At 72.8% G+C, this 20,516-nt stretch carries 20 protein-coding genes; 16 read left to right on the top strand and 4 right to left on the bottom strand.

All coding sequences use genetic code 11. The features are described from left to right. Window positions 1–70: 70 nt before the first annotated feature. The gene (locus ACSHWO_RS07410; protein WP_438310582.1) at window positions 71–1,075 is read right to left on the bottom strand and encodes a Gfo/Idh/MocA family protein; all 1,005 of its coding nucleotides are present in this window, start codon (window positions 1,073–1,075) and stop codon (window positions 71–73) included. 250 nt (window positions 1,076–1,325) lie between these two features. Here ACSHWO_RS07410 and ACSHWO_RS07405 point away from each other — a divergent pair, with 250 nt between their 5' ends. From ACSHWO_RS07405 to ACSHWO_RS07360, 10 genes are all read left to right on the top strand, one after another. Continuing rightward, a complete protein-coding gene (locus tag ACSHWO_RS07405) occupies window positions 1,326–2,306 on the top strand; it encodes a sugar ABC transporter substrate-binding protein (protein ID WP_438310580.1) in 981 nt (326 codons plus the stop codon). Next, window positions 2,303–3,376: an ABC transporter permease gene (locus ACSHWO_RS07400; RefSeq protein WP_438310577.1), complete on the top strand. Its 1,074-nt coding sequence runs from the start codon at window positions 2,303–2,305 to the stop codon at window positions 3,374–3,376. Before ACSHWO_RS07405 ends, ACSHWO_RS07400 begins: the two co-directional genes overlap by 4 nt. Further along, window positions 3,373–4,239 carry an ATP-binding cassette domain-containing protein gene (locus ACSHWO_RS07395; RefSeq protein WP_438310575.1) on the top strand — a complete coding sequence of 289 codons (867 nt, stop codon included), beginning with the start codon at window positions 3,373–3,375 and terminating at the stop codon, window positions 4,237–4,239. Before ACSHWO_RS07400 ends, ACSHWO_RS07395 begins: the two co-directional genes overlap by 4 nt. A gap of 16 nt (window positions 4,240–4,255) precedes the next feature. After that, the gene (locus ACSHWO_RS07390) at window positions 4,256–5,416 is read left to right on the top strand and encodes an ROK family glucokinase (RefSeq protein WP_438310572.1); all 1,161 of its coding nucleotides are present in this window, start codon (window positions 4,256–4,258) and stop codon (window positions 5,414–5,416) included. Beyond that, complete coding sequence (locus ACSHWO_RS07385) at window positions 5,413–6,000, top strand: hypothetical protein (protein WP_385804956.1); 588 nt, start codon at window positions 5,413–5,415, stop codon at window positions 5,998–6,000. The genes ACSHWO_RS07390 and ACSHWO_RS07385 overlap by 4 nt, the downstream gene beginning before the upstream one ends. Before the next feature lie 39 nt (window positions 6,001–6,039). Continuing rightward, complete coding sequence (locus ACSHWO_RS07380) at window positions 6,040–6,672, top strand: MBL fold metallo-hydrolase (RefSeq protein ID WP_385804955.1); 633 nt, start codon at window positions 6,040–6,042, stop codon at window positions 6,670–6,672. Between the two features lie 55 nt (window positions 6,673–6,727). Continuing rightward, entirely contained in the window at window positions 6,728–7,513 is a 786-nt protein-coding gene (locus ACSHWO_RS07375; RefSeq protein WP_361091830.1) for an exodeoxyribonuclease III, read from the top strand. 58 nt (window positions 7,514–7,571) lie between these two features. Further along, a complete protein-coding gene (locus ACSHWO_RS07370; RefSeq protein WP_361091833.1) occupies window positions 7,572–8,018 on the top strand; it encodes a DUF6278 family protein in 447 nt (148 codons plus the stop codon). 89 nt (window positions 8,019–8,107) lie between these two features. Continuing rightward, window positions 8,108–8,704, top strand: coding sequence for a histidine phosphatase family protein (locus ACSHWO_RS07365; protein WP_438310568.1), 597 nt, complete (start codon window positions 8,108–8,110; stop codon window positions 8,702–8,704). A 59-nt stretch (window positions 8,705–8,763) separates the two neighbouring features. After that, on the top strand, window positions 8,764–9,507 hold the full coding sequence (locus tag ACSHWO_RS07360; protein ID WP_438310565.1) for an amino acid ABC transporter ATP-binding protein: 744 nt from the start codon (window positions 8,764–8,766) through the stop codon (window positions 9,505–9,507). Window positions 9,508–9,509: 2 nt separating this feature from the next. On the opposite strand, the gene ACSHWO_RS07355 is transcribed toward ACSHWO_RS07360, so the two are convergent. Continuing rightward, complete coding sequence (locus ACSHWO_RS07355) at window positions 9,510–11,099, bottom strand: CocE/NonD family hydrolase (protein WP_438310562.1); 1,590 nt, start codon at window positions 11,097–11,099, stop codon at window positions 9,510–9,512. Between the two features lie 221 nt (window positions 11,100–11,320). Continuing rightward, entirely contained in the window at window positions 11,321–12,532 is a 1,212-nt protein-coding gene (locus ACSHWO_RS07350) for a L,D-transpeptidase (RefSeq protein ID WP_385804950.1), read from the bottom strand. A 302-nt stretch (window positions 12,533–12,834) separates the two neighbouring features. Between ACSHWO_RS07350 and ACSHWO_RS07345 the strand changes: the two genes are divergently transcribed. The 6 genes from ACSHWO_RS07345 (at window position 12,835) to ACSHWO_RS07320 (ending at window position 19,745) form a co-directional block, all read left to right on the top strand. Continuing rightward, window positions 12,835–13,950: a lipid II:glycine glycyltransferase FemX gene (locus ACSHWO_RS07345; protein ID WP_438318974.1), complete on the top strand. Its 1,116-nt coding sequence runs from the start codon at window positions 12,835–12,837 to the stop codon at window positions 13,948–13,950. After that, window positions 13,947–15,650 carry a murein biosynthesis integral membrane protein MurJ gene (gene murJ, locus ACSHWO_RS07340; RefSeq protein WP_438310559.1) on the top strand — a complete coding sequence of 568 codons (1,704 nt, stop codon included), beginning with the start codon at window positions 13,947–13,949 and terminating at the stop codon, window positions 15,648–15,650. The genes ACSHWO_RS07345 and murJ overlap by 4 nt, the downstream gene beginning before the upstream one ends. A 39-nt stretch (window positions 15,651–15,689) precedes the next feature. Further along, window positions 15,690–16,373 (top strand): response regulator transcription factor, encoded by a 684-nt coding sequence (locus ACSHWO_RS07335; RefSeq protein WP_361091851.1) that lies wholly within the window; start codon window positions 15,690–15,692, stop codon window positions 16,371–16,373. 17 nt (window positions 16,374–16,390) lie between these two features. After that, a complete protein-coding gene (locus ACSHWO_RS07330; protein ID WP_361092321.1) occupies window positions 16,391–17,833 on the top strand; it encodes an ATP-binding protein in 1,443 nt (480 codons plus the stop codon). Then, window positions 17,830–18,345: a hypothetical protein gene (locus ACSHWO_RS07325; RefSeq protein ID WP_361091854.1), complete on the top strand. Its 516-nt coding sequence runs from the start codon at window positions 17,830–17,832 to the stop codon at window positions 18,343–18,345. The genes ACSHWO_RS07330 and ACSHWO_RS07325 overlap by 4 nt, the downstream gene beginning before the upstream one ends. Before the next feature lie 116 nt (window positions 18,346–18,461). Continuing rightward, window positions 18,462–19,745 carry a cytochrome P450 gene (locus tag ACSHWO_RS07320; protein ID WP_438310554.1) on the top strand — a complete coding sequence of 428 codons (1,284 nt, stop codon included), beginning with the start codon at window positions 18,462–18,464 and terminating at the stop codon, window positions 19,743–19,745. On the opposite strand, the gene ACSHWO_RS07315 is transcribed toward ACSHWO_RS07320, so the two are convergent. Further along, on the bottom strand, window positions 19,705–20,430 hold the full coding sequence (locus tag ACSHWO_RS07315) for a hypothetical protein (protein ID WP_385804947.1): 726 nt from the start codon (window positions 20,428–20,430) through the stop codon (window positions 19,705–19,707). The two genes, ACSHWO_RS07320 and ACSHWO_RS07315, sit on opposite strands and share 41 nt — an antisense overlap. Between the last annotated feature and the right edge of the window lie 86 nt (window positions 20,431–20,516).

Below are 20,516 nucleotides of genomic sequence, written 5' to 3'. Positions count from 1 at the left end.
CGCCATGCCCGCACCCGTCCGGCCGTCCAGGCTCGGCCCGTCACGGCTCCGGCCGTCACGGGCGCGACCCTCACAGGTCCGGCAGCTCCGCCAGGGCCACCCGGCGCCGCTCCCGCCGCGACAGCTCGCAGGCCTCGGCCACCCTCAGCGCGGCCAGCGCCTCCCGGCCGTCGCAGGGGTTGGGGCCCTCGCCGCGCACCAGCCGGACGAAGGCCGCGAGCTCTGCCTCGTACGCGGGTCCGAACCGCTCCAGGAACCCCGACCACGGCTTGGGGGCCGGGGGCGGGCCGTGCGGTTCCGTCGAGGCGATCGGCGTGCGGTCGTCCAGCCCGGCGGAGACCTGGTCGAGCTCCCCGGCCAGCTCCATCCGCACGTCGTACCCGGCCCCGTTGAGGCGCGTGCCCGTGCACGTCACCAGGGTGGAGTCGTCCAGCACGAGCACGGCCGCCGCGGTGTCCACGTCACCGACCTCGCGGAACCGCGCCGGGCCGGCGTCCGAGCCGGTCGCGTACACCTCCGTCACCTCCCGCCCGGTCACCCAGCGGATCATGTCGAAGTCGTGCACGAGGCAGTCCCGGTACAGGCCGCCGGAGCCGGCCAGGTACGCGGCGGACGGCGGCGAGGGATCGGCGGTCATGGTCCGCACGGTGTGCAGCCGGCCCAGCGCTCCGGAGCGCACCAGCTCCCGCGCCGTGCGGTAGCCCGCGTCGAAGCGGCGCATGAAGCCCAGCTGGAGCACCCCGCCCGCGGCGGCCACCTCGCGGAGCACCGCCAGGGTCCGGTGCAGGTCGGCGGCCAGCGGCTTCTCGCAGAAGACGGGCAGCCCGCCGCGGACGGCCCGCAGCACCAGCTCGGCGTGCCCGTCGGTGGAGCAGGCCACGACGACGGCGTCCACGCCCCAGGTGAAGACGTGGTCCACGGAGGGCGCGGCCGTGGCTCCCAGCCGGTCGGCGAGCCGTGCGGCCCGCGCGGGATCGGCGTCGGCGAGCAGCAGCGAGCCGGCGTCCGGATGGCGGGCCAGTGCGGCCGCGTGGAAGGAGCCGATCCGGCCCGTTCCGATCAGCCCGATGCGCATGCACTCAACCTGGCCCGCCGGGCGGAGGCTGTCAATCCGCATGACGGTGGCGGGCGGTCGCGGGGCGTCGGGAAGCCCCCGATGACCTCACATGCGCCACTGTGGCGGATACTGGGCGGCTGAAACCGGAATGACCGCTTTGACATCGGCGGACGCAGAAGAGCGGCGCGCAGCACGACGCCGCGCGCAAGAGCGCGGCACGAGGGAGGGGCACGCAGACGTGGCCAGGACAGGGACAGGGGTACGCGTCGTGGGCGCCGTGCTCGCGGCGGTGCTGGGGGCCTCCCTCGCGGGCTGCAGCAGCACGGGTGGCAAACGCGCCGAGGAGCGGGCGAAGGCCGCCGCGGCGGGACGGCCCGCCGTGTCCACCCCCCGCTGGACCTTCGCGATGATCACCCACGCGGGCGACGGCGACACCTTCTGGGACATCGTCCAGAAGGGCGCCAAGGAGGCCGCCGCCAAGGACAACATCAACTTCGTCTACGCCCACGACGACCAGGCGCAGCAGCAGGCCCAGTTCGTGCAGAACGCCATCGACCAGAAGGCCGACGGCATCATCGTGAGCCTCGCCAAGCCCGAGGCCCTCAAGGACGTCATCGGCAAGGCCGTCAAGGCCGGCATCCCGGTGATCACCGTCAACTCCGGCTCCGCGCAGTCGGCGGAGTACGGCGCCCTGACCCACATCGGCCAGGACGAGCAGGTCGCGGGCGAGGCCGTCGGCACCGAGCTGACCAAGCGGGGCCGCACCAAGGCCGTCTGCGTCCTGCACGAGCAGGGCAACGTCGGCCACGAGCAGCGCTGCGCCGGAGCGAAGAAGACCTTCGGCGGCACCATGGAGAACCTGTACGTCGAGGGCACCAACATGCCCTCCGTCCAGGCCGCCGTGCAGGCGAAGCTCCAGGCGGACCCGTCCGTCGACGCGATCCTCACCCTCGGCGCCCCCTTCGCGCCGACCGCCGTCAAGGCCAAGGAGGCCGCGGGCAGCAAGGCCGAGGTGGACACCTTCGACCTGAACGAGTCCGTCGCCCGCGACCTGAAGTCCGGGGCCCTCGGCTTCGCCGTCGACCAGCAGCCCTACCTCCAGGGCTACGAGGCCGTCGACCTGCTGTGGCTCTACCGCTACAACGCCGACGTGCTCGGCGGCGGCCGCCCGGTCCTCACCGGTCCGCAGATCGTGACCGGCGCCGAGGCCGCCAAGCTGGAGGAGTACGTCAAGCGGGGCAGCCGATGACCGCGCTCGCCCCCACTCCGGCCCCCGGCCCGGGGCCGGCCCCGGGCCGCTCCGGCGACGAGCGGCTCGCCCCCACCTCCCTGCTGCGCCGCCTGCTCGGCCGCCCCGAGCTGGGCGCGGTCGTCGGCGCCGCCGCCGTCTTCGTCTTCTTCTCGTTCGCCGCCCCCAGCTTCCTGCAGGCCTCCAGCCTCAGCACGGTCCTGTACGCGGCCTCCACCATCGGGATCATGGCGGTCCCGGTGGCGCTGCTGATGATCGGCGGCGAGTTCGACCTCTCCGCCGGCGTCATGGTCACCACCGCGGCCCTGGTCAGCTCGATGTTCAGCTACCAGATGACCGCCAACGTGTGGGTCGGCGTCGGGGTGTCCCTGCTGGTGACCCTGGCCATCGGCTTCTTCAACGGCTTCATGCTGACCCGCACGAAGCTGCCGAGCTTCATCATCACGCTCGGCACCTTCCTGATGCTGACCGGCCTCAACCTCGGGTTCACCAAGCTGATCAGCGGCACCGTCTCCACCAAGAGCATCTCCGACATGGAGGGCTTCCCCTCGGCCCGCGCGCTCTTCGCCTCCCAGTGGACCGTCGGCGAGGTCACCCTCAAGGTCACCGTCCTGTGGTGGATCGCCCTGGTCGCCGTCGCCACCTGGATCCTGCTGCGCACCCGCGCCGGGAACTGGGTCTTCGCGGTCGGCGGGTCGGCGGACGCGGCCCGCGCCGTCGGCGTGCCGGTCGTGAAGACCCGGATCGGCCTGTACATGGGCGTCGCCCTGTGCGCCTGGATCTCCGGGCAGCACATCCTCTTCTCGTACGACGTCGTCCAGTCCGGCGAGGGCGTCGGCAACGAGCTGCTGTACATCATCGCGGCCGTCATCGGCGGCTGCCTGCTCACCGGCGGCTACGGCTCCGCGATCGGCGCGGCCGTCGGCGCCTTCATCTTCGGCATGACCAGCAACGGCATCGTGTACGCCCAGTGGAACCCGGACTGGTTCAAGTTCTTCCTGGGCGCGATGCTGCTGCTGGCCGTGCTGCTCAACGCATGGGTCCGCAAGCGGGCGGAGGCACGGGCATGAACACGCCACAGGAGAACACCGGCACGCCGCTCGTGAAGCTGACCGGCGTCAGCAAGTTCTACGGCAGCATCCGGGCCCTGAAGGACGTCTCCCTGGAGGTCTCCGCGGGCGAGATCACCTGCGTGCTCGGCGACAACGGCGCCGGCAAGTCCACCCTCATCAAGATCATCTCAGGGCTGCACCGGCACGACGCCGGCACCTTCGAGATCGACGGCGAGGAGACCGTCCTCGTCAACCCGCGCGCCGCCCTCGACCGCGGTATCGCCACCGTCTACCAGGACCTGGCCGTGGTCCCGCTCATGCCCGTCTGGCGGAACTTCTTCCTCGGCTCCGAGCCCACCCGCGGCCGCGGCCCCTTCCGCCGCCTCGACGTGGACCTCATGCGCGAGACCACCCGCACCGAGCTGCTGCGCATGGGCATCGACCTGCGCGACGTCGACCAGCCGATCGGCACCCTGTCCGGCGGCGAACGGCAGTGCGTGGCCATCGCCCGCGCCGTCCACTTCGGCGCGAAGGTCCTCGTACTCGACGAGCCCACCGCCGCCCTCGGCGTCAAGCAGTCCGGCGTGGTCCTCAAGTACGTGGCCGCCGCCCGCGACGCCGGCCTCGGCGTGGTCCTCATCACCCACAACCCGCACCACGCCCACCTGGTCGGGGACCGCTTCGTCCTGCTGAAGCGCGGTGCCATGGCGGGCAGCCACACCCGCGACTCGATCACCCTGGACGAGCTCACCCGCCAGATGGCGGGCGGCTCCGAGCTGGAGGAGCTGAGCCACGAGCTGGAGCGGGTGGCAGAATCGGACGGGCACCCCGCATCCGACCCCGCCGCAGACGGCACCGCACACGGCACCACCGCACCCTGAGGGACGACACGACTCGATGAGCACGTACCGGGACTTCACGCTCTCCCACCGGGGGTCGGCGCGGGGCACCGTCCTGCGGACCATCGGAACCCGTGAGCGCCGGTCGCACCTGACCGCCCCGCGCGTCCCGACCGTCGGCATCGACATCGGCGGCACCAAGGTCATGGCCGGCGTCGTCGACGCCGACGGCGTGATCCTGGAGAAGATCCGCACCGAGACCCCCGACAAGTCCAAGAGCCCCAAGGTCGTCGAGGACACCATCGTCGAGCTGGTGCTGGACCTGTCCGACCGGCACGACGTCCACGCCGTGGGCATCGGCGCGGCCGGCTGGGTCGACGCCGACCGCTCCCGCGTCCTCTTCGCCCCCCACCTGGCCTGGCGGGACGAGCCGCTGCGCGACGCCCTGCAGTCCCGCCTCGCGGTCCCGGTCATGGTCGACAACGACGCCAACACCGCCGCCTGGGCGGAATGGCGCTTCGGTGCCGGCCGCGGCGAGGACCAACTGGTCATGATCACCCTCGGCACGGGCATCGGCGGCGCCATCCTCGAAGGCGGCCAGGTCAAGCGGGGCAGGTTCGGCGTGGCCGGCGAGTTCGGCCACATGCAGGTCGTCCCCGGCGGCCACCGCTGCCCCTGCGGCAACCGCGGCTGCTGGGAGCAGTACAGCTCCGGCAACGCCCTGGTGCGCGAGGCCCGCGAGCTGGCCGCGGCCGACTCCCCGGTCGCCCACAACATCATCGCCAGGGTCGGCGGCAACATCCCCGAGATCACCGGACCGCTGATCACCGAGCTGGCCCGCGAGGGCGACGCCATGTGCGTCGAGCTCCTGGAGGACATCGGCCAGTGGCTCGGTGTGGGCATCGCCAACCTCGCCGCCGCCCTCGACCCCTCCTGCTTCGTCATCGGCGGCGGTGTCAGTGCCGCCGACGACCTGCTGATCGGCCCCGCCCGGGACGCCTTCCGGCGCCACCTCACCGGCCGCGGCTACCGGCCCGAGGCCCGCATCGCCAAGGCCGAGCTCGGACCCGAGGCCGGTATGGTCGGCGCCGCCGACCTCGCCAGGCTCGTCGCCCGCCGCTTCCGCCGCGCCACGCGCCGGCGCGTCGAACGCTACGAGCGCTACGCGCAGCTCGGCCGGCGCGCCGCCCCCCGCCCCGAGGACCAGGACACGCAGTGACATCCCCCACCCTGCCCCGCCAGGCCCCCGCCCCCGACGAGGTGGCGGCGCCGACCCCGGCCGAGGACCGCAAGCACGTGGTCCGGCGCCGCTGGATCACCGCCGTCATCATCCTGCTGCTGGTCGGCGTGCCCGCCGGCTACCTCGCCGTCTCCGCCCAGCAGAGCCGCGCCAGCGGCCGCGACAAGGCCGCCAAGGTCGGCGCGAGCAAGGTGCGCCCCGGCTGGCCCTCCCGGGTGCAGCGCAGCATCTACGACGTCCCCATCCCGATCAAGGCCTGGCGGGTGGGCTTCCTGGAGACCAACAACTGGCACACCAGCCGGCTGTACGTGCAGTTCGCCGTCACCCCGGCCGAGCTGGACACGTTCCTCACCTCCCTCGGCACCAGCCGCTCGGCGCTGACCCCCGAGGTGTCCATCTCCGCGCACGACGCCGCCGTCGCCGGCTGGAGCTGGGGCGCCGCCAACCGCTGGTACGGGATCACCCTGGAGCAGCCCGACCCGCGCCCCACCCGCGACGTCACCGTCGACCTCACCGACCCGGCCAAGCCCCGCGTCTACGTGGTCTCCACCGCCGTCCCGTAACCACCCGGCCCGGGCGGGGCGTGCCGCTAGCCTGGGATCATGAAGCTCACCAAGCGGCTGCACTCCTGCGTCCAACTGGAGAAGGACGGGCGCGTGCTCGTCATCGATCCCGGCGCCTTCAGCGAGCCCGACGCGGGCCTCGGGGCCGACGCCCTGCTCGTCACGCACGAGCACCCCGACCACTTCGACGAGGGCCGGCTGCGGGCCGCCCTCGACGCCAACCCCGCGGCCGGGCTGTGGACCCTGCGCAGCGTCGCGGAGCGGCTGGCGCCCGCGTACCCGGGCCGCGTGCACACCGTCGGCGACGGCGACGCCTTCACCGCGGCCGGTTTCGAGGTGCAGGTGCACGGCGAGCTGCACGCCGTGATCCACCCGGACCTCCCGCGGGTCACCAACGTCGGCTACCTCGTGGACGGCTCCCTCTTCCACCCCGGCGACGCACTCACCGTCCCCGGCACACCGGTGGAGACCCTGATGCTCCCGGTGCACGCCCCGTGGAACAAGGTCGCGGAAGTGATCGACTACGTCCGCGAGGTCAAGCCGGTCCGCGCCATCGACATCCACGACGCCTACCTCTCCGACATCGCCCGGCCCATCTACGACACGGCCCTGGGGAACCTGGGCGGGGCGCCGCACGGCCGGATGGCCGCGGGGGAGAGCACCGCCCTCTGAGCGCCGCCCGCCGGGAACCGGTCGGGTGTCGGTGCCGGGCGGTAGGTTGTCTGGTATGCGTATCGCCACCTTCAACGTCAACTCCATCACCGCCCGGCTGCCGCGCCTGCTGGCCTGGCTGGAGTCCTCCGGCACCGATGTGCTCTGCGTCCAGGAGACCAAGTGCACCGCCGAGCAGTTCCCCTTCGACGAGCTGCGCGAGCTGGGGTACGAGGCCGCGGTCAACGCCACCGGCCGGTGGAACGGCGTCGCCCTGGTCTCCCGGGTCGGCCTGGAGGACGTGGTCGCGGGCCTGTCCGGCGGGCCCGACTACGAGGGCGTGCAGGAGCCCCGGGCGATCTCCGCGACCTGCGGCGGGGTCCGCCTGTGGTCGGTGTACGTGCCGAACGGCCGCGAGGTCGAGCACGACCACTACGGCTACAAGCTGGACTGGTTCCGCGCCCTGACCACGGCCGTGGCCGAGGACGCCGCCGGCCCCCGCCCCTTCGCGGTGCTCGGCGACTTCAACGTGGCCCCCACCGACGAGGACGTCTACGACGTGGCGGCCTTCGCCGGCCTCACCCACGTCACCCCCGCCGAGAGGGCCGCCCTGGAGGCGCTGCGCGCCGCCGGCCTGTCGGACGTGGTGCCGCGCCCGCTCAAGTACGACCGCCCCTACACGTACTGGGACTACCGCCAGCTCTGCTTCCCGAAGAACCGCGGCATGCGCATCGACCTGGTCTACGGCAACGAGCCCTTCGCGAAGGCCGTCAAGGACGCCTACGTGGACCGCGAGGAGCGCAAGGGCAAGGGCGCTTCCGACCACGCACCGGTCGTCGTCGACCTCGACCTCGACGCGTAGCCCCGGATCCAGGCGCGCCCTGTGGCCAGCCGGGCGCCACGGTGCCAGGCTGGGCGACATGAACATCCCCTTCCTGGACCACTGGCTCAACCGGAACGACACGGAACGGGGTGCGGGACTCGCCGCCGCCCTCGCGCACGATCCCGAAGGCATCAGCGAGTTGTTCTCGGAGTGCGAGATGCTGCGCGTCCAGGCCCGCGCGGCCGGACTCGAACTCGACGAGACCCCGGCCTCCTTGGAAGCGCTGGACCAGCTGATGCCGCGCTGGCGCCGGGACCCCGAGATCGTCCCGTGGCTCGGCAACGACGCGGGCCTCTACCTCGGCACGGTGATCATCCGGACCCGTCCGGGCGCGACCTGGCAGGTGCGCCCCGACGGGCAGCCGGTGATCCTGCTGGCCTCGGGCCGGGAGCTGAACGTGGTGGAGTCCGGGGTGTCCTGGGCGATGACGGGATCCCCCGAGCTCTCCCAGGCGTACGCGGAGGCCTCCGAAGGCATCATCTAGGTTCCGGCAGCCCCAGGGCTGACGGCGACGGAACGGCGGCCGCGGCCGCAGCAGCCCCGCAACCGCAACGGAACCGGAACGGAGCCCGGATGGCCGTCGACATCGTCTTCGAGACGCACTCGCTCACCGAGGACAACGAACGGGGCATCGCCACCGGCCGGCTGCCCGGCAGGCTCTCCCCGGCGGGCCGGCGCCTCGCGGCCGAGCTCGGCGCACGCCGCCGCGACGACGGCCTCGCGGCCGTGTTCGTGTCGGACCTGCACCGGGCGGTGGAGACCGCCCGGATCGCCTTCGCCGGCAGCCCCGTCCCCGTGCACCGCGACCCGCGGCTGCGGGAGTGCGACTACGGCGCGCTCAACGGCCGCCCGGTGGCCGACCTGGCCGGCCGCCGCTCCCGGCACATCGCCACCCCTTTCCCCGGCGGCCAGAGCTACCGCCAGGTCATCGCGGCCACCGCGGACTTCCTCCGCGACCTGGCCGCCTCCCGGGACGGCCAGCGGGTCCTCCTCATCTCCCACTCGGCCAACAAGTGGGCGCTCGACTGCCTCCTGCTCGGAGCGTCCATCGAGGACCTGGTGGACGCCCCCTTCGGCTGGCGGGAGGGCTGGTACTACCGGCTGCCCGCGGACCGGCCGCCGGCAGGACCCGCCTCCCGCGCGGGCGCACCCGGGCGTGTCGACGGATGAAGTCCGTGCGCAGCGTGGATGGTTGAGCCCGGATCCGGCACACCAACGAGGGGGCGGGCATGGCCGTCGAACCGCTGATCGAGCTGCGGAACGTCAACAAGCACTACGGGCAGCTGCACGTCCTGAAGGACATCAGCCTCACCGTCGGCCGCGGGGAGGTGGTCGTGGTCATCGGCCCCTCCGGCTCCGGGAAGTCGACCCTGTGCCGGACCATCAACCGGCTGGAGACCATCGAGTCGGGGACGATCACCCTCGACGGTCGGCCGCTGCCCGCCGAGGGCAAGGACCTGGCCGCGCTGCGCGCCGAGGTGGGCATGGTCTTCCAGTCCTTCAACCTGTTCGCGCACAGGACGGTCCTGGCCAACGTCTCGCTCGCACAGGTCAAGGTCAGGAAGCGCGGCCGGACCGACGCCGACCGGCGCTCCCGTGAGCTGCTGGAGCGGGTCGGCCTCGCCGACCAGGCCGAGAAGTTCCCCGCCCAGCTCTCGGGCGGCCAGCAGCAGCGGGTGGCGATCGCCCGCGCCCTGGCCATGGACCCCAAGGCCCTCCTCTTCGACGAGCCCACCTCCGCCCTCGACCCGGAGATGATCAACGAGGTGCTGGAGGTCATGCGGCAGCTGGCGGCGGAGGGGATGACCATGGTCGTGGTCACCCACGAGATGGGCTTCGCCCGGTCCGCCGCCCACCGCGTCGTCTTCATGGCCGACGGCACGATCGTCGAGGACCGCACGCCGGAGGAGTTCTTCACCGCCCCGGCGAGCGACCGCGCCAGGGACTTCCTCTCCAAGATCCTCAAGCACTGAGCTCAGCGCAGGGGGACCGCCACGTACGAGGGGTCGGCCGCGGGGGAGGTGAAGGTGAGCTGGGCGCCGAAGGGGTTGTACTCCGCGTAGAGGGGGTCGACGGTGTCGACGACGAGGGCCAGCCGGTGGCCCGCCGGGACGTCGTAGGCGGTGGAGAACAGGTCCAGGTCCACGCCGAAGGCGCGGCCCGGGGTCGCCCCGTGGAAGGTGTACGGGGCGTGGGTGACCAGCTTGCCGATGCCGAGCGGGCCCACGTCGTACAGGTACGCGACGAACGTGCCGTCGGACCGGGTGGGCGTGACGGTGGTGTGCAGCCGCGCCGTGCCGCGGACGTGCCGGTCGCTGCCGTACCGCTCCGACTGCCAGACGGCGGAGAAGGTGCGCGGCAGCAGCGGGATGGAGGCCGTCGGCGGGATCTTGGCGAACTGGTCCAGGGCGCTGGAGAGGAGGACGACACCGCCGTCGGCCCCGGTGTTGACGCCGGTGAACAGGTGCTCGGTGTCGTTCAGCGCCAGCTTCTCGGTGGCTGCCGCGCCGACCGACTTCCAGTCGGCGTAGCCCTCGTAGCCGCCGGCGCTGCGGGACTTGATCTGCACGGGGGCCTCGGTGTCCACCCCGTTGCGCTCTCCCCTGAGGTGGCGGTCGAACCAGCGGCGGGCGTTGGTCCAGGTGTCGTTGGGCAGGCCGAACAGGCCCGTGACCTCAGCGGTGGCGTGGTCGCCGGGGCGGAACTCCAGCCGCTTGGGCCCCTTCAGCTTCTCGAAGAAGGAGGCGTACTGGTTGGGCGGGAAGATGGTGTCGCCCCAGGCGTTGCCCAGCATGACCGCGGTGCCGTGGGCGTTGATCCGGTCCACCTGCTCCGAGGCCGAGCGTACCCGGCCCCACTCGATCATCTCCTGCTCCCGGTCCAGGCGGGAGTTCATGAAGTCGTCGAGGATCCGGTCCAGTTCGGGGCCGGGGCGGCCGGTGGCGCGGCCGACGGCGCCGAGGAGGCCGGTCGCCTGGAGGTGCTGGGTGCGGCCGGAGTAGATGGACTCGATGAGGTCGGCCCAGCCGCTGAGCGCCACCACGGTCGTGATGCGCGGGTCGTGCGCGGAGGCGAGCAGGCTGATGCCCGCCCCGTACGAGACCCCGCCCACGCCGATGCGGCCGGGGTCGGCGGGGGTGTGGGCCAGGGCCCAGTCGATGACGGCGGAGACGTCGGCGACGTCGGGCGGGCCGGCCACCTCGATCTGCCCGCCGGAGAGCCAGAAGCCGCGGGAGGCGTAACTGACCACGACGTAGCCGGAGTCGGCGAGCTGCTTCGCCTGGGCGACGTACTCGATCTGCGGCATGCCCCAGCTGCCGGGCAGCACGATCAGCGGGTATGTCCGACCGGCCGTGGCGTCGGCGGGGGCGAACACGTTGCCCTTGAGGGTGATGCCGCCCGAGCCCGGGATGTCATGGAAGGTCAGGTCCGGCGAGGCCGCGGCCGTGGCGGCCGGGGAGCCGGCGGGGGCGGGGGCCGCCGCCCGGGCCGGCTGGGGGGTCAGGCCCAGGGCGGCCACGGTCAGGGCGGCCGCCACGGCCGCCGCAGTGGGGGTGCGGACCATCGGGGGCTCCTCGAATGCGCCGTGTGGAAGTGACCCGACGGTAACGGGAGTTGCTTACCTGAGGTAACCCGTCAGTAAGTTACGCACTGGTAACGATTGATCGAATTCTCGGTGCAGTCCAGTGCAGCCCAGTCCAGTGCAGCGCGGGGCGGGTCGGTGTGGTCCGGTGGCTGCGCCGACTCCGGCCGCCGCCCCGGCCGGGGCGGCGGCGTCGTCCCCGGTCAGCCGTTCTGGGTGGCGCCGTTGAGTGCGCTCTTGGTCTTCCACTCGTCCCAGGACAGGTTCCACTCCCCGTACCCGTTGCCGATGTCCGCCTTGCCCTTGGAGCCGCTTCCCGTGACCTCGACGGCGTCGCCGATCTGAGAGGAGTCGAACAGCCACTTGGCGTCCGCGTCGCTCATGCCGACGCAGCCGGAACTGGCGTTGGCCCGACCGAAGTTGCCGGCGTTCCACGGAGCGGCGTGGATGTACATGCCCGACCAGGTCACCCGCATCGAGGAGTCGACCATCTTGTCGTAGGAGTCGCCCAGCCCCACGGTCTGGGAGTCCATCCGGATGGTGCCCTCCTTGGTCATCAGCACCATCTTCCCGGACCAGGAGGCCTTCTTGCCGCCGGGCGTGCCCGCCGAGACCGGGATCGACTTCACCGTCTGGCCGTCCTCGACCACCGACATCTTCTTGCTGTCGAGGTCGACCTGGAGCCGGCGGTCCTTGCCTATCTTGAAGTTGGTGTCGTAGTCGCGGACGAAGTAGCCGCCGCCCTGGCCGGAGTCCACGCCGTTCAGGCTCATCTCCACCTTCACCTCGGTGCCGGACTTCCAGTAGTCCTTCGGCCGCCAGTCCACCCGGTCGTTGCCGGTGTAGTCCTTGAACCAGCCCCAGGAGCCCTCGGTGTTGTTCGAGGTGGTGACCTTCAGGTGCTTCTCCACCTCGGCCTTGTTCTTCACCGGGTTGTCGAAGACCAGCGAGACGGGCTGGGCCACGCCCACCGTGCCGCCCTTGCCGGGGTTGATCGTGACCTTGTTCACCTTGTCCGCGGCCGCGGTCTTGAACTGGGCGCTCGCGCTCTGGCTGTCGGTGTCCTGGGCCTCGACCTTGTAGTCCGTGCCCGGTGCCGCGTTGCGCTCCGAGGTCCAGGTCCGGCCGTCGTCGGCTATCTTCCCGGGCAGCTCGCCGCCCTTGCCGTCGGACACCTTGACCTGGGCGAACTTGCCCGCGGCGAGCGTCACCTTCACGGGCTCGCCGGGCTTGGCCTGGTCGCCCGTGAGGTTCACGGAGATCGCCATGGCGGGCTTGTTCTTCGGGTCCGCCTTGCCGTCGGCCTTGTCGCCGCCGTCGGCGCCGCCCGTGCAGGCGGTCAGCGCTGCGGCCATGAGTGCGGTGCCCGCCAGCAGGGCGTGACGGCGGTGTGCGTAACGGCGTGTGCGGCTCAACGAAAACCCCTCCAAAGCAACGGTCGTCCGCAAATGGAGATGCGGACAGGGCGACTCTAGGTTGCGCAATCCGCAGAAAAGATCGGTCTTCGTTCTTGTGACGTGCACCGCAGCGAAACGGTCATCGTCCGGTCACAAACGCCGTGCAGATCCGTCACGGATTCCTGTGAGAGTCCTGTGCGACCGCCCCGGACGTACAGGAAGGCCGATCCGCCGTGTGCGCACTGCTCGCCACCCCCGCCCACCACCAGCAACGGAACCAGGGCCGGGAGCGCGGCCGGAGCCATGACCGGAACCGGGAGTTGGAGTTCCGCTCCTTGTCGGCGGCCGAGTACCGCTCCTTCCTTTCCCAGAACCGGAATGCAAGCTTTCTACAGTACCCGTCCTGGGCAGGGGTAAAGGACCTCTGGCGCTCGGAAACCGTCGGATGGCACCACCCCGACGGGGAAATCGCCGGGGTCGCGCTCGTGCTGTACCGCCAATTGCCCGGCACCCGCAAATACTTCGCCTATCTCCCCGAGGGCCCCGTCGCCGACTGGTCCGACCCGCACCTCGACCGCTGGCTCACCCCCCTGCTGCGCCACCTGCGCGCGGCCGGCGCCTTCGCCGTGCGGATCGGGCCCAGCCCCGCCTACCGCCGCTGGGACGCCGCCGCCCTCAAGGTCGCCACCGGGCCCGGCAGGCAGTTGTCGGACGTCCTGGCCACCGAGGTCGACCCGGTCGGCGCCGCGCTCGCCGACCGGCTGCGCTCCCGCGGCTGGCGGCGCTGCGGAGGCGAGGACGACGGCGACGCCCAGCCCCGCCACGTCTTCCGCGTGCCGCTGGCCGGCCGTTCCGTCGACGACCTGTGGGCCGGGCTCAACCAGGAGTGGCGGCGCAACGTGCGCAAGGCCGAGAAGGCGGGGGTGCAGACCGTCCTCGGGACCGCAGCCGACCTGCCCGAGTTCCACCGGCTGCTGGGCATCACCGAGGAGCGCGACGGCTTCCGGCTCGGCCGCTCGCTCGCGTACTACGAGCAGCAGTACGCGGTCCTCAACGCCGAGGCCGAGGGCCGGATGCGGCTCTACCTCGCCGTCCACGAGGGCGAGGTCCTCGCCGCCCACACCATGATCGCCGCCGGTGGCCGGGTCTGGTACCAGACCGGCGCCTCCGCCGACCACCGCCGCGAGGTACGCCCCAGCAACGCCCTGCAGTGGCGCATGATGCTCGACGCCCACGCCCTCGGAGCGGACGAATACGACATGCGCGGGGTACCCTCCACTCTCGACCCCGCCGAACGCTCATTCGGACTGCTCCGCTGGAAGCTCGGTACCGGCGGACACGTCGTCGAAACGCTCGGAGAGTGGGAGATCCCGTTGGACGGATACGCCAACACGGCGCTCTACAAGGCCTTCCAGGCCTACCTGGCCCGCCGGTGACGGCCGCCGCCCCCGCCCCCGCCGCCGCGACCGACGGGGCGTCCGCCGCGACCGGCGGGGCCGCCCCCGCCGCGGCGGCACCCAAGAGCTCGGTGCTGCGCAGCGGCGCGCTCATGGCCGCCGGTTCGATCGTCTCCCGCGCCACCGGGTTCGTCCGCTCCGCCGTGGTCGTCGCGGCGCTCGGCACCGGGCTGCTGGGGGACGCGTACGCCGTCTCCAACACGGTCCCGAACATCATCTACATGCTGCTCGTCGGCGGCGCCCTCAACGCCGTCTTCGTGCCCGAGCTGGTCCGCGCCGCCAAGGAGCACCAGGACGGCGGGGCCGCCTACACCGACCGGCTGCTGACCGCCTGCACGGCCGCGCTCGTGCTGCTCACCGCGGCCGCCGTGCTCGCAGCGCCGCTGATCGTGGCCGCGTACACCCCGTACACCGGCAGCCAGGCGAGCACCACCGTGGCGCTGGCCCGCTACTGCCTCCCGCAGATCCTGTTCTACGGCCTGTTCACCCTGCTCGGGCAGGTGCTGAACGCCCGCGGCCGGTTCGGCGCGATGATGTGGACCCCCGTCCTCAACAACCTCGTCATCATCGGCGTCTTCGGCCTCTTCCTCTACCTCTCGCACCACGGCGCGCAGGGGCTGACCGCCGGCGAGACCCGGCTGCTCGGCCTCGGCACCACCGCCGGCATCGTCGTCCAGGCCCTCGCCCTCATACCCTCCCTGCGCGCCGCCGGCTTCCGCTGGCGCCCCCGCTTCGACTGGCGCGGCCAGGGGCTGGCCCGGCCGCTGCGCAACGCGGGCTGGCTGGTCATGCTCGTGTTCACCAACCAGATCGGCTACTGGGTCGTGACCCGGCTGTCCACCACCGCCGGCCGGCAGGCCGTCGAGGCCGGACTCGCGGGCGGCGCCGGCTACACCGCCTACAGCAACGCCTACCAGCTGTGGATCGTCCCGCAGGGCATCATCACCGTCTCCCTCGTGACCGCCCTCATGCCCCGGATGAGCGCCGCCGCCACCGACGGCGACCTCGCCGCGGTCCGCCGTGACGTGTCGTACGCGCTGCGCTCCAGCGCCGCCCTCGTCGTCCCCGCCGCCGCGGTCCTCGCCGCCCTCGCCCCCTGGGTGATGGGCAGCGTCTTCGGGTACGGCCGCACCGGCGCCGCCGACATCGAGGTCATGGCCGGCATGCTCGCCGCGTTCGCCCCCGGCCTGATCGCCTTCTCCGGCCAGTACGTCCTCTCGCGCGGCTTCTACGCCCTCTCCGACACCCGGACCCCGTTCTTCCTCAACCTGGTCATCGCCGGGCTGAACGCCGGCCTCTCGGCCACCGCCTACCTGCTGCTGCCCCCGCGCTGGGCCGTCACCGGCATGGCCGCCGCCTACACCGTCGCGCTGTTCGCCGGCCTCGCCCTCACCGCGTACGTCCTCGGCCGGCGGCTCGGCCCGCGCCGGCCCGACCCCGCAGCCGACCCCGCCACCGCGCTCGGCACCCACCTGCGGCTGCTGGTCGCCGCCCTGCCGGCCGCCGCCGCCGGGTACGCGGCCGCCCGCGCCGCCGACCGGTGGGGCCTCGGCGACCTCGCCGCGGCCGGCGCGGGAACCGCGGCGATCGCCCTCGTCGTCGTCCTCCTCGCCGGGCCCCTGCGCCTGACCGGGATCACCGACCTGCTGGACTCCCTGCGGCGCCGGACCGGCCGCTAGCGGGGGACACCGCCCACCACCACCCTTGGACACGACCGGATGCCACGCGTACTGCTGATCGAGGACGACCCCTCCGTACGGGAGGGGGTGGGCCTCGGGCTGCGCCGCCGCGGCCACGAGGTGAGCGCCGCCGACACCGGCGAGACCGGCCTCGCCCTGATGGGGAGCTTCCGCCCGGAACTGGTGCTGCTCGACCTCATGCTCCCCGGCATCAACGGCGTGCAGGTCTGCCGCCGGATCCGCGAGACCAGCCAGGTCCCCATCATCATGCTGACCGCCCGCGGCGACGACTTCGACATCGTCGTCGGCCTGGAGGCAGGCGCCGACGACTACATCGTCAAGCCCGCCCGCACCGAGGTCATCGAGGCCCGCATCAAGGCCGTGCTGCGCCGCCTCGGCGACGGCGCGGCCGCCCGGCCCGGGGTGGAGTTCCACGGGGAGCTCGCCGTCGACCGCGCCGGCCTGACCGTCGCCAGGAACGGCGAACGGGTCCCCCTCGCCCCCAGCGAGCTGAAACTCCTGCTGCACCTGTCCGCCTCGCCCGAGCAGGTCTTCTCCCGCCAGCAGCTGCTGGAGTACGTGTGGGAGCACAGCTACCACGCCGACGCCCGGCTCGTGGACGCCTGCGTCCGCCGGCTGCGCCACAAGATCGAGGACCCGGCCGGGAACCCCCGCTACATCCAGACCGTCCGCGGCTTCGGCTACCGCTTCGGCCCCCTGTAGGCAGCCCCGTGGGACGCATCGCACGCATCGCACCCCTCGGGCTGCGCACCCGCCTGATCGCGGCCTTCCTGCTGGTCGCCGCGATCAGCGCGGTGAGCACGGCCGCCCTCACCTACCAGCAGGCCCGCAACGGAATCCTGAAGCAGAGCCAGGACACCGCCGTCAGCAGCCTGCGCGACCTGGTCGAGACCCAGTCCATCACCCTGCCGATGGACCAGCCGCGGCTCCAGAGCATCGCCAGCGACCTCGGCAAGCGCGGCAAGCCGCACCCCTGGACCGTCTTCGCGGAGTACGGCAGCCTGCGCGCCGCCAGCTCCGGCGAACCCGTCTCCACCGTGGTCACCGACCAGCTCCGCCGGCAGGTCGGCAAGAACCCGCACGGCGCCTTCCAGCGGGTCGTCGACGACAGCGGCACCCCGTTCCTCGCCGTCGGCATGCCCGCCGTCTTCGACCGCCACGGCGTCCGCCGGCCCACCGGCCTCGTCGTCTTCGCCACCATGCCGCTCGTCACCGAACGCCAGACCGCGGAAGCCATGGTCGAAGCCGCCAAACAGGGCGCCGTGCCGGGCCTCGCCATCGCCGTCATCCCGGCCCTGCTCGCCGCACGCAGCGTGCTGCGCCCCGTACGGGACATGCGCAGGGCCGCCCAGAACCTGGGCAGCGGCCGCCTCGACACCCGCATCGAGGTCCGCGGCGCCGACGAACTGGCCGGGCTGGCCCGCACCTTCAACGAGACGGCCCGCGCCCTCGAACAGTCCGTGAGCGAACTGCAGGAGGCCGAGACCCGGGCCCGGCGCTTCGCCTCCGACGTCTCCCACGAGCTGCGCACCCCGCTCGCCGGGATGCTCGCGGTCACCGAGGTCCTCGACGAGGACGCCGAGCGCCTCGACACCGACACGGCCTCCGCCCTCCGCCTGATCAGCGCCGAGACCGGCAAACTCGCCGTCCTCGTCGAGGACCTGATGGAGATATCCCGCTTCGACGCCCGCGCCGCCGAGCTCAACCTCGACGACGTCGACGCCGCCGAAGCCGTCCGCAAGACCCTGGAGCGCCGCCACTGGGACGACGAACGGGTCGTCACCGACCTGCCCCGGCAGGTCCGCGCCCGGCTCGACCCTCGCCGCTTCGACGTGGTCCTCGCCAACCTCGTCGGCAACGCCCTGCGGCACGGCAGCGCCCCGGTCCGCGTCACCGTGCGCAGCGAACCCAGGATCGGCGGGCCCCGGCTGCTGATCGAGGTCGCCGACAGCGGTCCCGGCATCGCCCCCGAGGTGCTGCCGCACATCTTCGACCGGTTCTTCAAGGCCGACGCCGCCCGCACCCGCTCCGCCGGCAGCGGCCTCGGCCTCGCCATCACCCTGGAGAACGTCCGCCTGCACGGCGGGACCCTGCGCGCCGAGAACGGGCCCGCCGGGGGAGCCGTGTTCACCATCGACATGCCGCTGGAGGCCGACGCGTGACCCGGAGCCGCCCGGCGGCCACCGCCGGACTCCCCGCCCTGCTCGCCTGCGCGGTCCTCGCCGGCTGCGGGATCAAGCCCACCGGGGTCGTCGAGAGCGGCGCCCCCGCCAAGGTGACCGTGGCCGTGCCCGCCGAGCGGCCGCTGGTGTACTTCGTGGACCCCGACGGCCGGCTCCTCGCCACCCCGCAGACGGTGATCCCGGTGGACGGGCTGGAGTACGGGCTGGTCCGGCTGCTCACGGGCCCCACCGATCTCGACAAGGCCGCCGGGCTGCGGACCGCGCTGCCCCCCGTCGAGTCCAGGGCGGCCACCGACACCCGGATCACCGCCCTCGCGGACGACGTGATCGAGGTGCGGCTCCCGATCAGGGTCGGCGACCTGTCGGAGCTGGCCCGCCGCCAGGTGGTGTGCACCGCGCTCTCCACCAGTGCCTCGCACGTCCGCGCCGTGCTGCGCGGCCCGGACACCGCCCTGGCGGCCGGGCTCTGCGACACGGGCGTCACCCTCTGACGCCGAGGCCGACGCCGACGCCGACGCCGACGCCCGTTCCGGGCACCGCCCCGGCCGGGCTGCGCCACCCCCCGGCCCCCTTGCGGGGCGCGGTCCCGCGCCGCCACCGTGGGCGCATGCATCCCGCGCACCCGCGGCCCGGAGCCGACCTCCCCCGCCTCCCCGACGTCTTCGACCCCCGCCGCTACGCCGAGGGCGTCCCGTACGGGAGCTACCGGCTGCTGCGCGACCGGCACCCGGTGGCCTGGCAGGACGAGCCCGAGGTCCAGGGCTGGCCGGCCGGGCCCGGCTTCTGGGCGGTCACCCGCCACGCCGACGTCGTCCGGGTGCTGCGCGACCACACCACGTACTCCTCCTGGCTGGGCGCCACCCAGATCCGCGACCCCGAACCGTCCGACCTGCCCTTCCTGCGCCGCACGATGCTCAACCAGGATCCCCCGGACCACGGCCGACTGCGCCGGCTGGTCTCCCGCGCCTTCACCCCCGCCCGCGTCGACGCCTTCGCCGCCCGGGTCCGGGAGCGGGCCCGTACGCTGCTGGCCGCCGCCCGGGAGAAGGCCGAGGACGGCGCCGCCGACGTGGTCGCCGCCGTCACCGACGAGTACGCGCTGCTGAACCTGACCGACCTGCTGGGCGTCCCGCCGGGCGACCGCGGCCTGCTGCTGGAGTGGACCGTACGGGTCATCGGCTACCAGGACCCCGAGGACGCGCCCGAACCCCTGCGCGGCCCCGACGGCACCCCCCTCAACCCCCGCTCACCGGCCCTGCTGGGCGAGATGTTCGGCTACGCGCGCGAGCTGGCCGCCCACAAGCGGCGCCACCCCGGCGACGACGTGATGACCTCCCTCGCCGAGGCCGGTCTCGAACCCGCCGAGCTGGAGATGTTCTTCTTCCTGCTCACCGTCGCGGGCAACGACACCGTGCGCAGCGCCGCCCCCGGCGGGCTGCTCGCCCTCGCCCGGGACCCGGACGCGTACCGGCGGCTGGCCGACGGGGAGGTATCCGTCGACCGGGCCGTGGAGGAGCTCCTGCGCGTCCACCCGCCGGTGCTCAGCTTCCGCCGCACCGCGGCCGTCGACACCGAACTCGCCGGGCAGCCGGTCCGGGCCGGGGACAAGGTGGTGGTGTTCCACGCCTCCGCCAACCACGACGAGCGCGTCTTCACCGATCCCGACCGCCTCGACCTCGGCCGCCACCCCAACCCTCACGTCTCCTTCGGCGACGGCCCGCACGTCTGCCTCGGAGCCCACTTCGCCCGGCTCCAGCTGCGCGTCCTCCACGAGGAATGGCGTACGGCCATGCCCGCGCCGGAGCTCGCGGGCCCGCCGCGCCGGCTCGTGTCGAACTTCATCAACGGGATCACGCGGCTTCCGCTGCGGGTGTCCGGGCCGGCCCGGTGACGTCCGCCATCAGCTCGGTCAGGTCCGGGCCGTAGGCCTCGGAGTTGGTCACCTTCAGCACGAGGCAGAACGAGTCCCCCCGGTACTTGCGGGCCAGCTCCCGGTGGTTGCGGGCCAGGTACCTGGCGCCGGCCTGGTTGCTGACCGCCGTCTGCCCCGATATCAGGAACACCGGTCGGGTTCCCGGACCGGTCGTCAGTCGGGCCAGCAGCACGTGCTCCGCCTGACCCTTGTCGTAGCGGTAGGTCTCCGTCCCGACGTGGATCGCCAGGCGGTCCGGTTCCGGTTCCTCGAACGCGCCGATCCGCACGCCCGGCAGCATGGAGGACAGGTGGGCCACCGTCCGGGTGTTCGAGGAGGGGCCGCCCACGCAGAACTCCGTGCGCTCCCCGATGCCCTGGCGGACCTCGTCGTGGGAGACCAGCTGGAGGGTCGCGCCACAGTCCTTGATCAGGGCCGATATCTCCAGCAGCGCGAAGGCGTCGTTACGGTGTACCGACCACGCATCGGCGTCCGGCTTACGGTTGACCACGAACAGGCAGTCCGAGCCGGTGGGCAGGCCGAAGAGCGCCTGTTTGCGGCGCAGCGCGCGGCGCCACAGGAAGGTGCGTGCGAACCAGCCGAAGCCGCCGCTGACGGCGGTGGCCGCCACCCCGAGCACGATGTTGCGCAGGTCGTCGTTCATGCGCGGGATGCTAGCCCGCACCGGGTCTTCCTGACGCGGGGGCTTCGGTGAAGTTACAGTGCCGACCGCAGCCCTGTCGCAGGGGG

It is taken from the genome of Streptomyces pallidus (ex Mingjun et al. 2026) (assembly GCF_051550185.1).
Lineage (GTDB): Bacteria > Actinomycetota > Actinomycetes > Streptomycetales > Streptomycetaceae > Streptomyces.
Note: the sequence above shows the minus strand (reverse complement) of the source record. Positions and strands in the feature narration are given on the sequence as shown.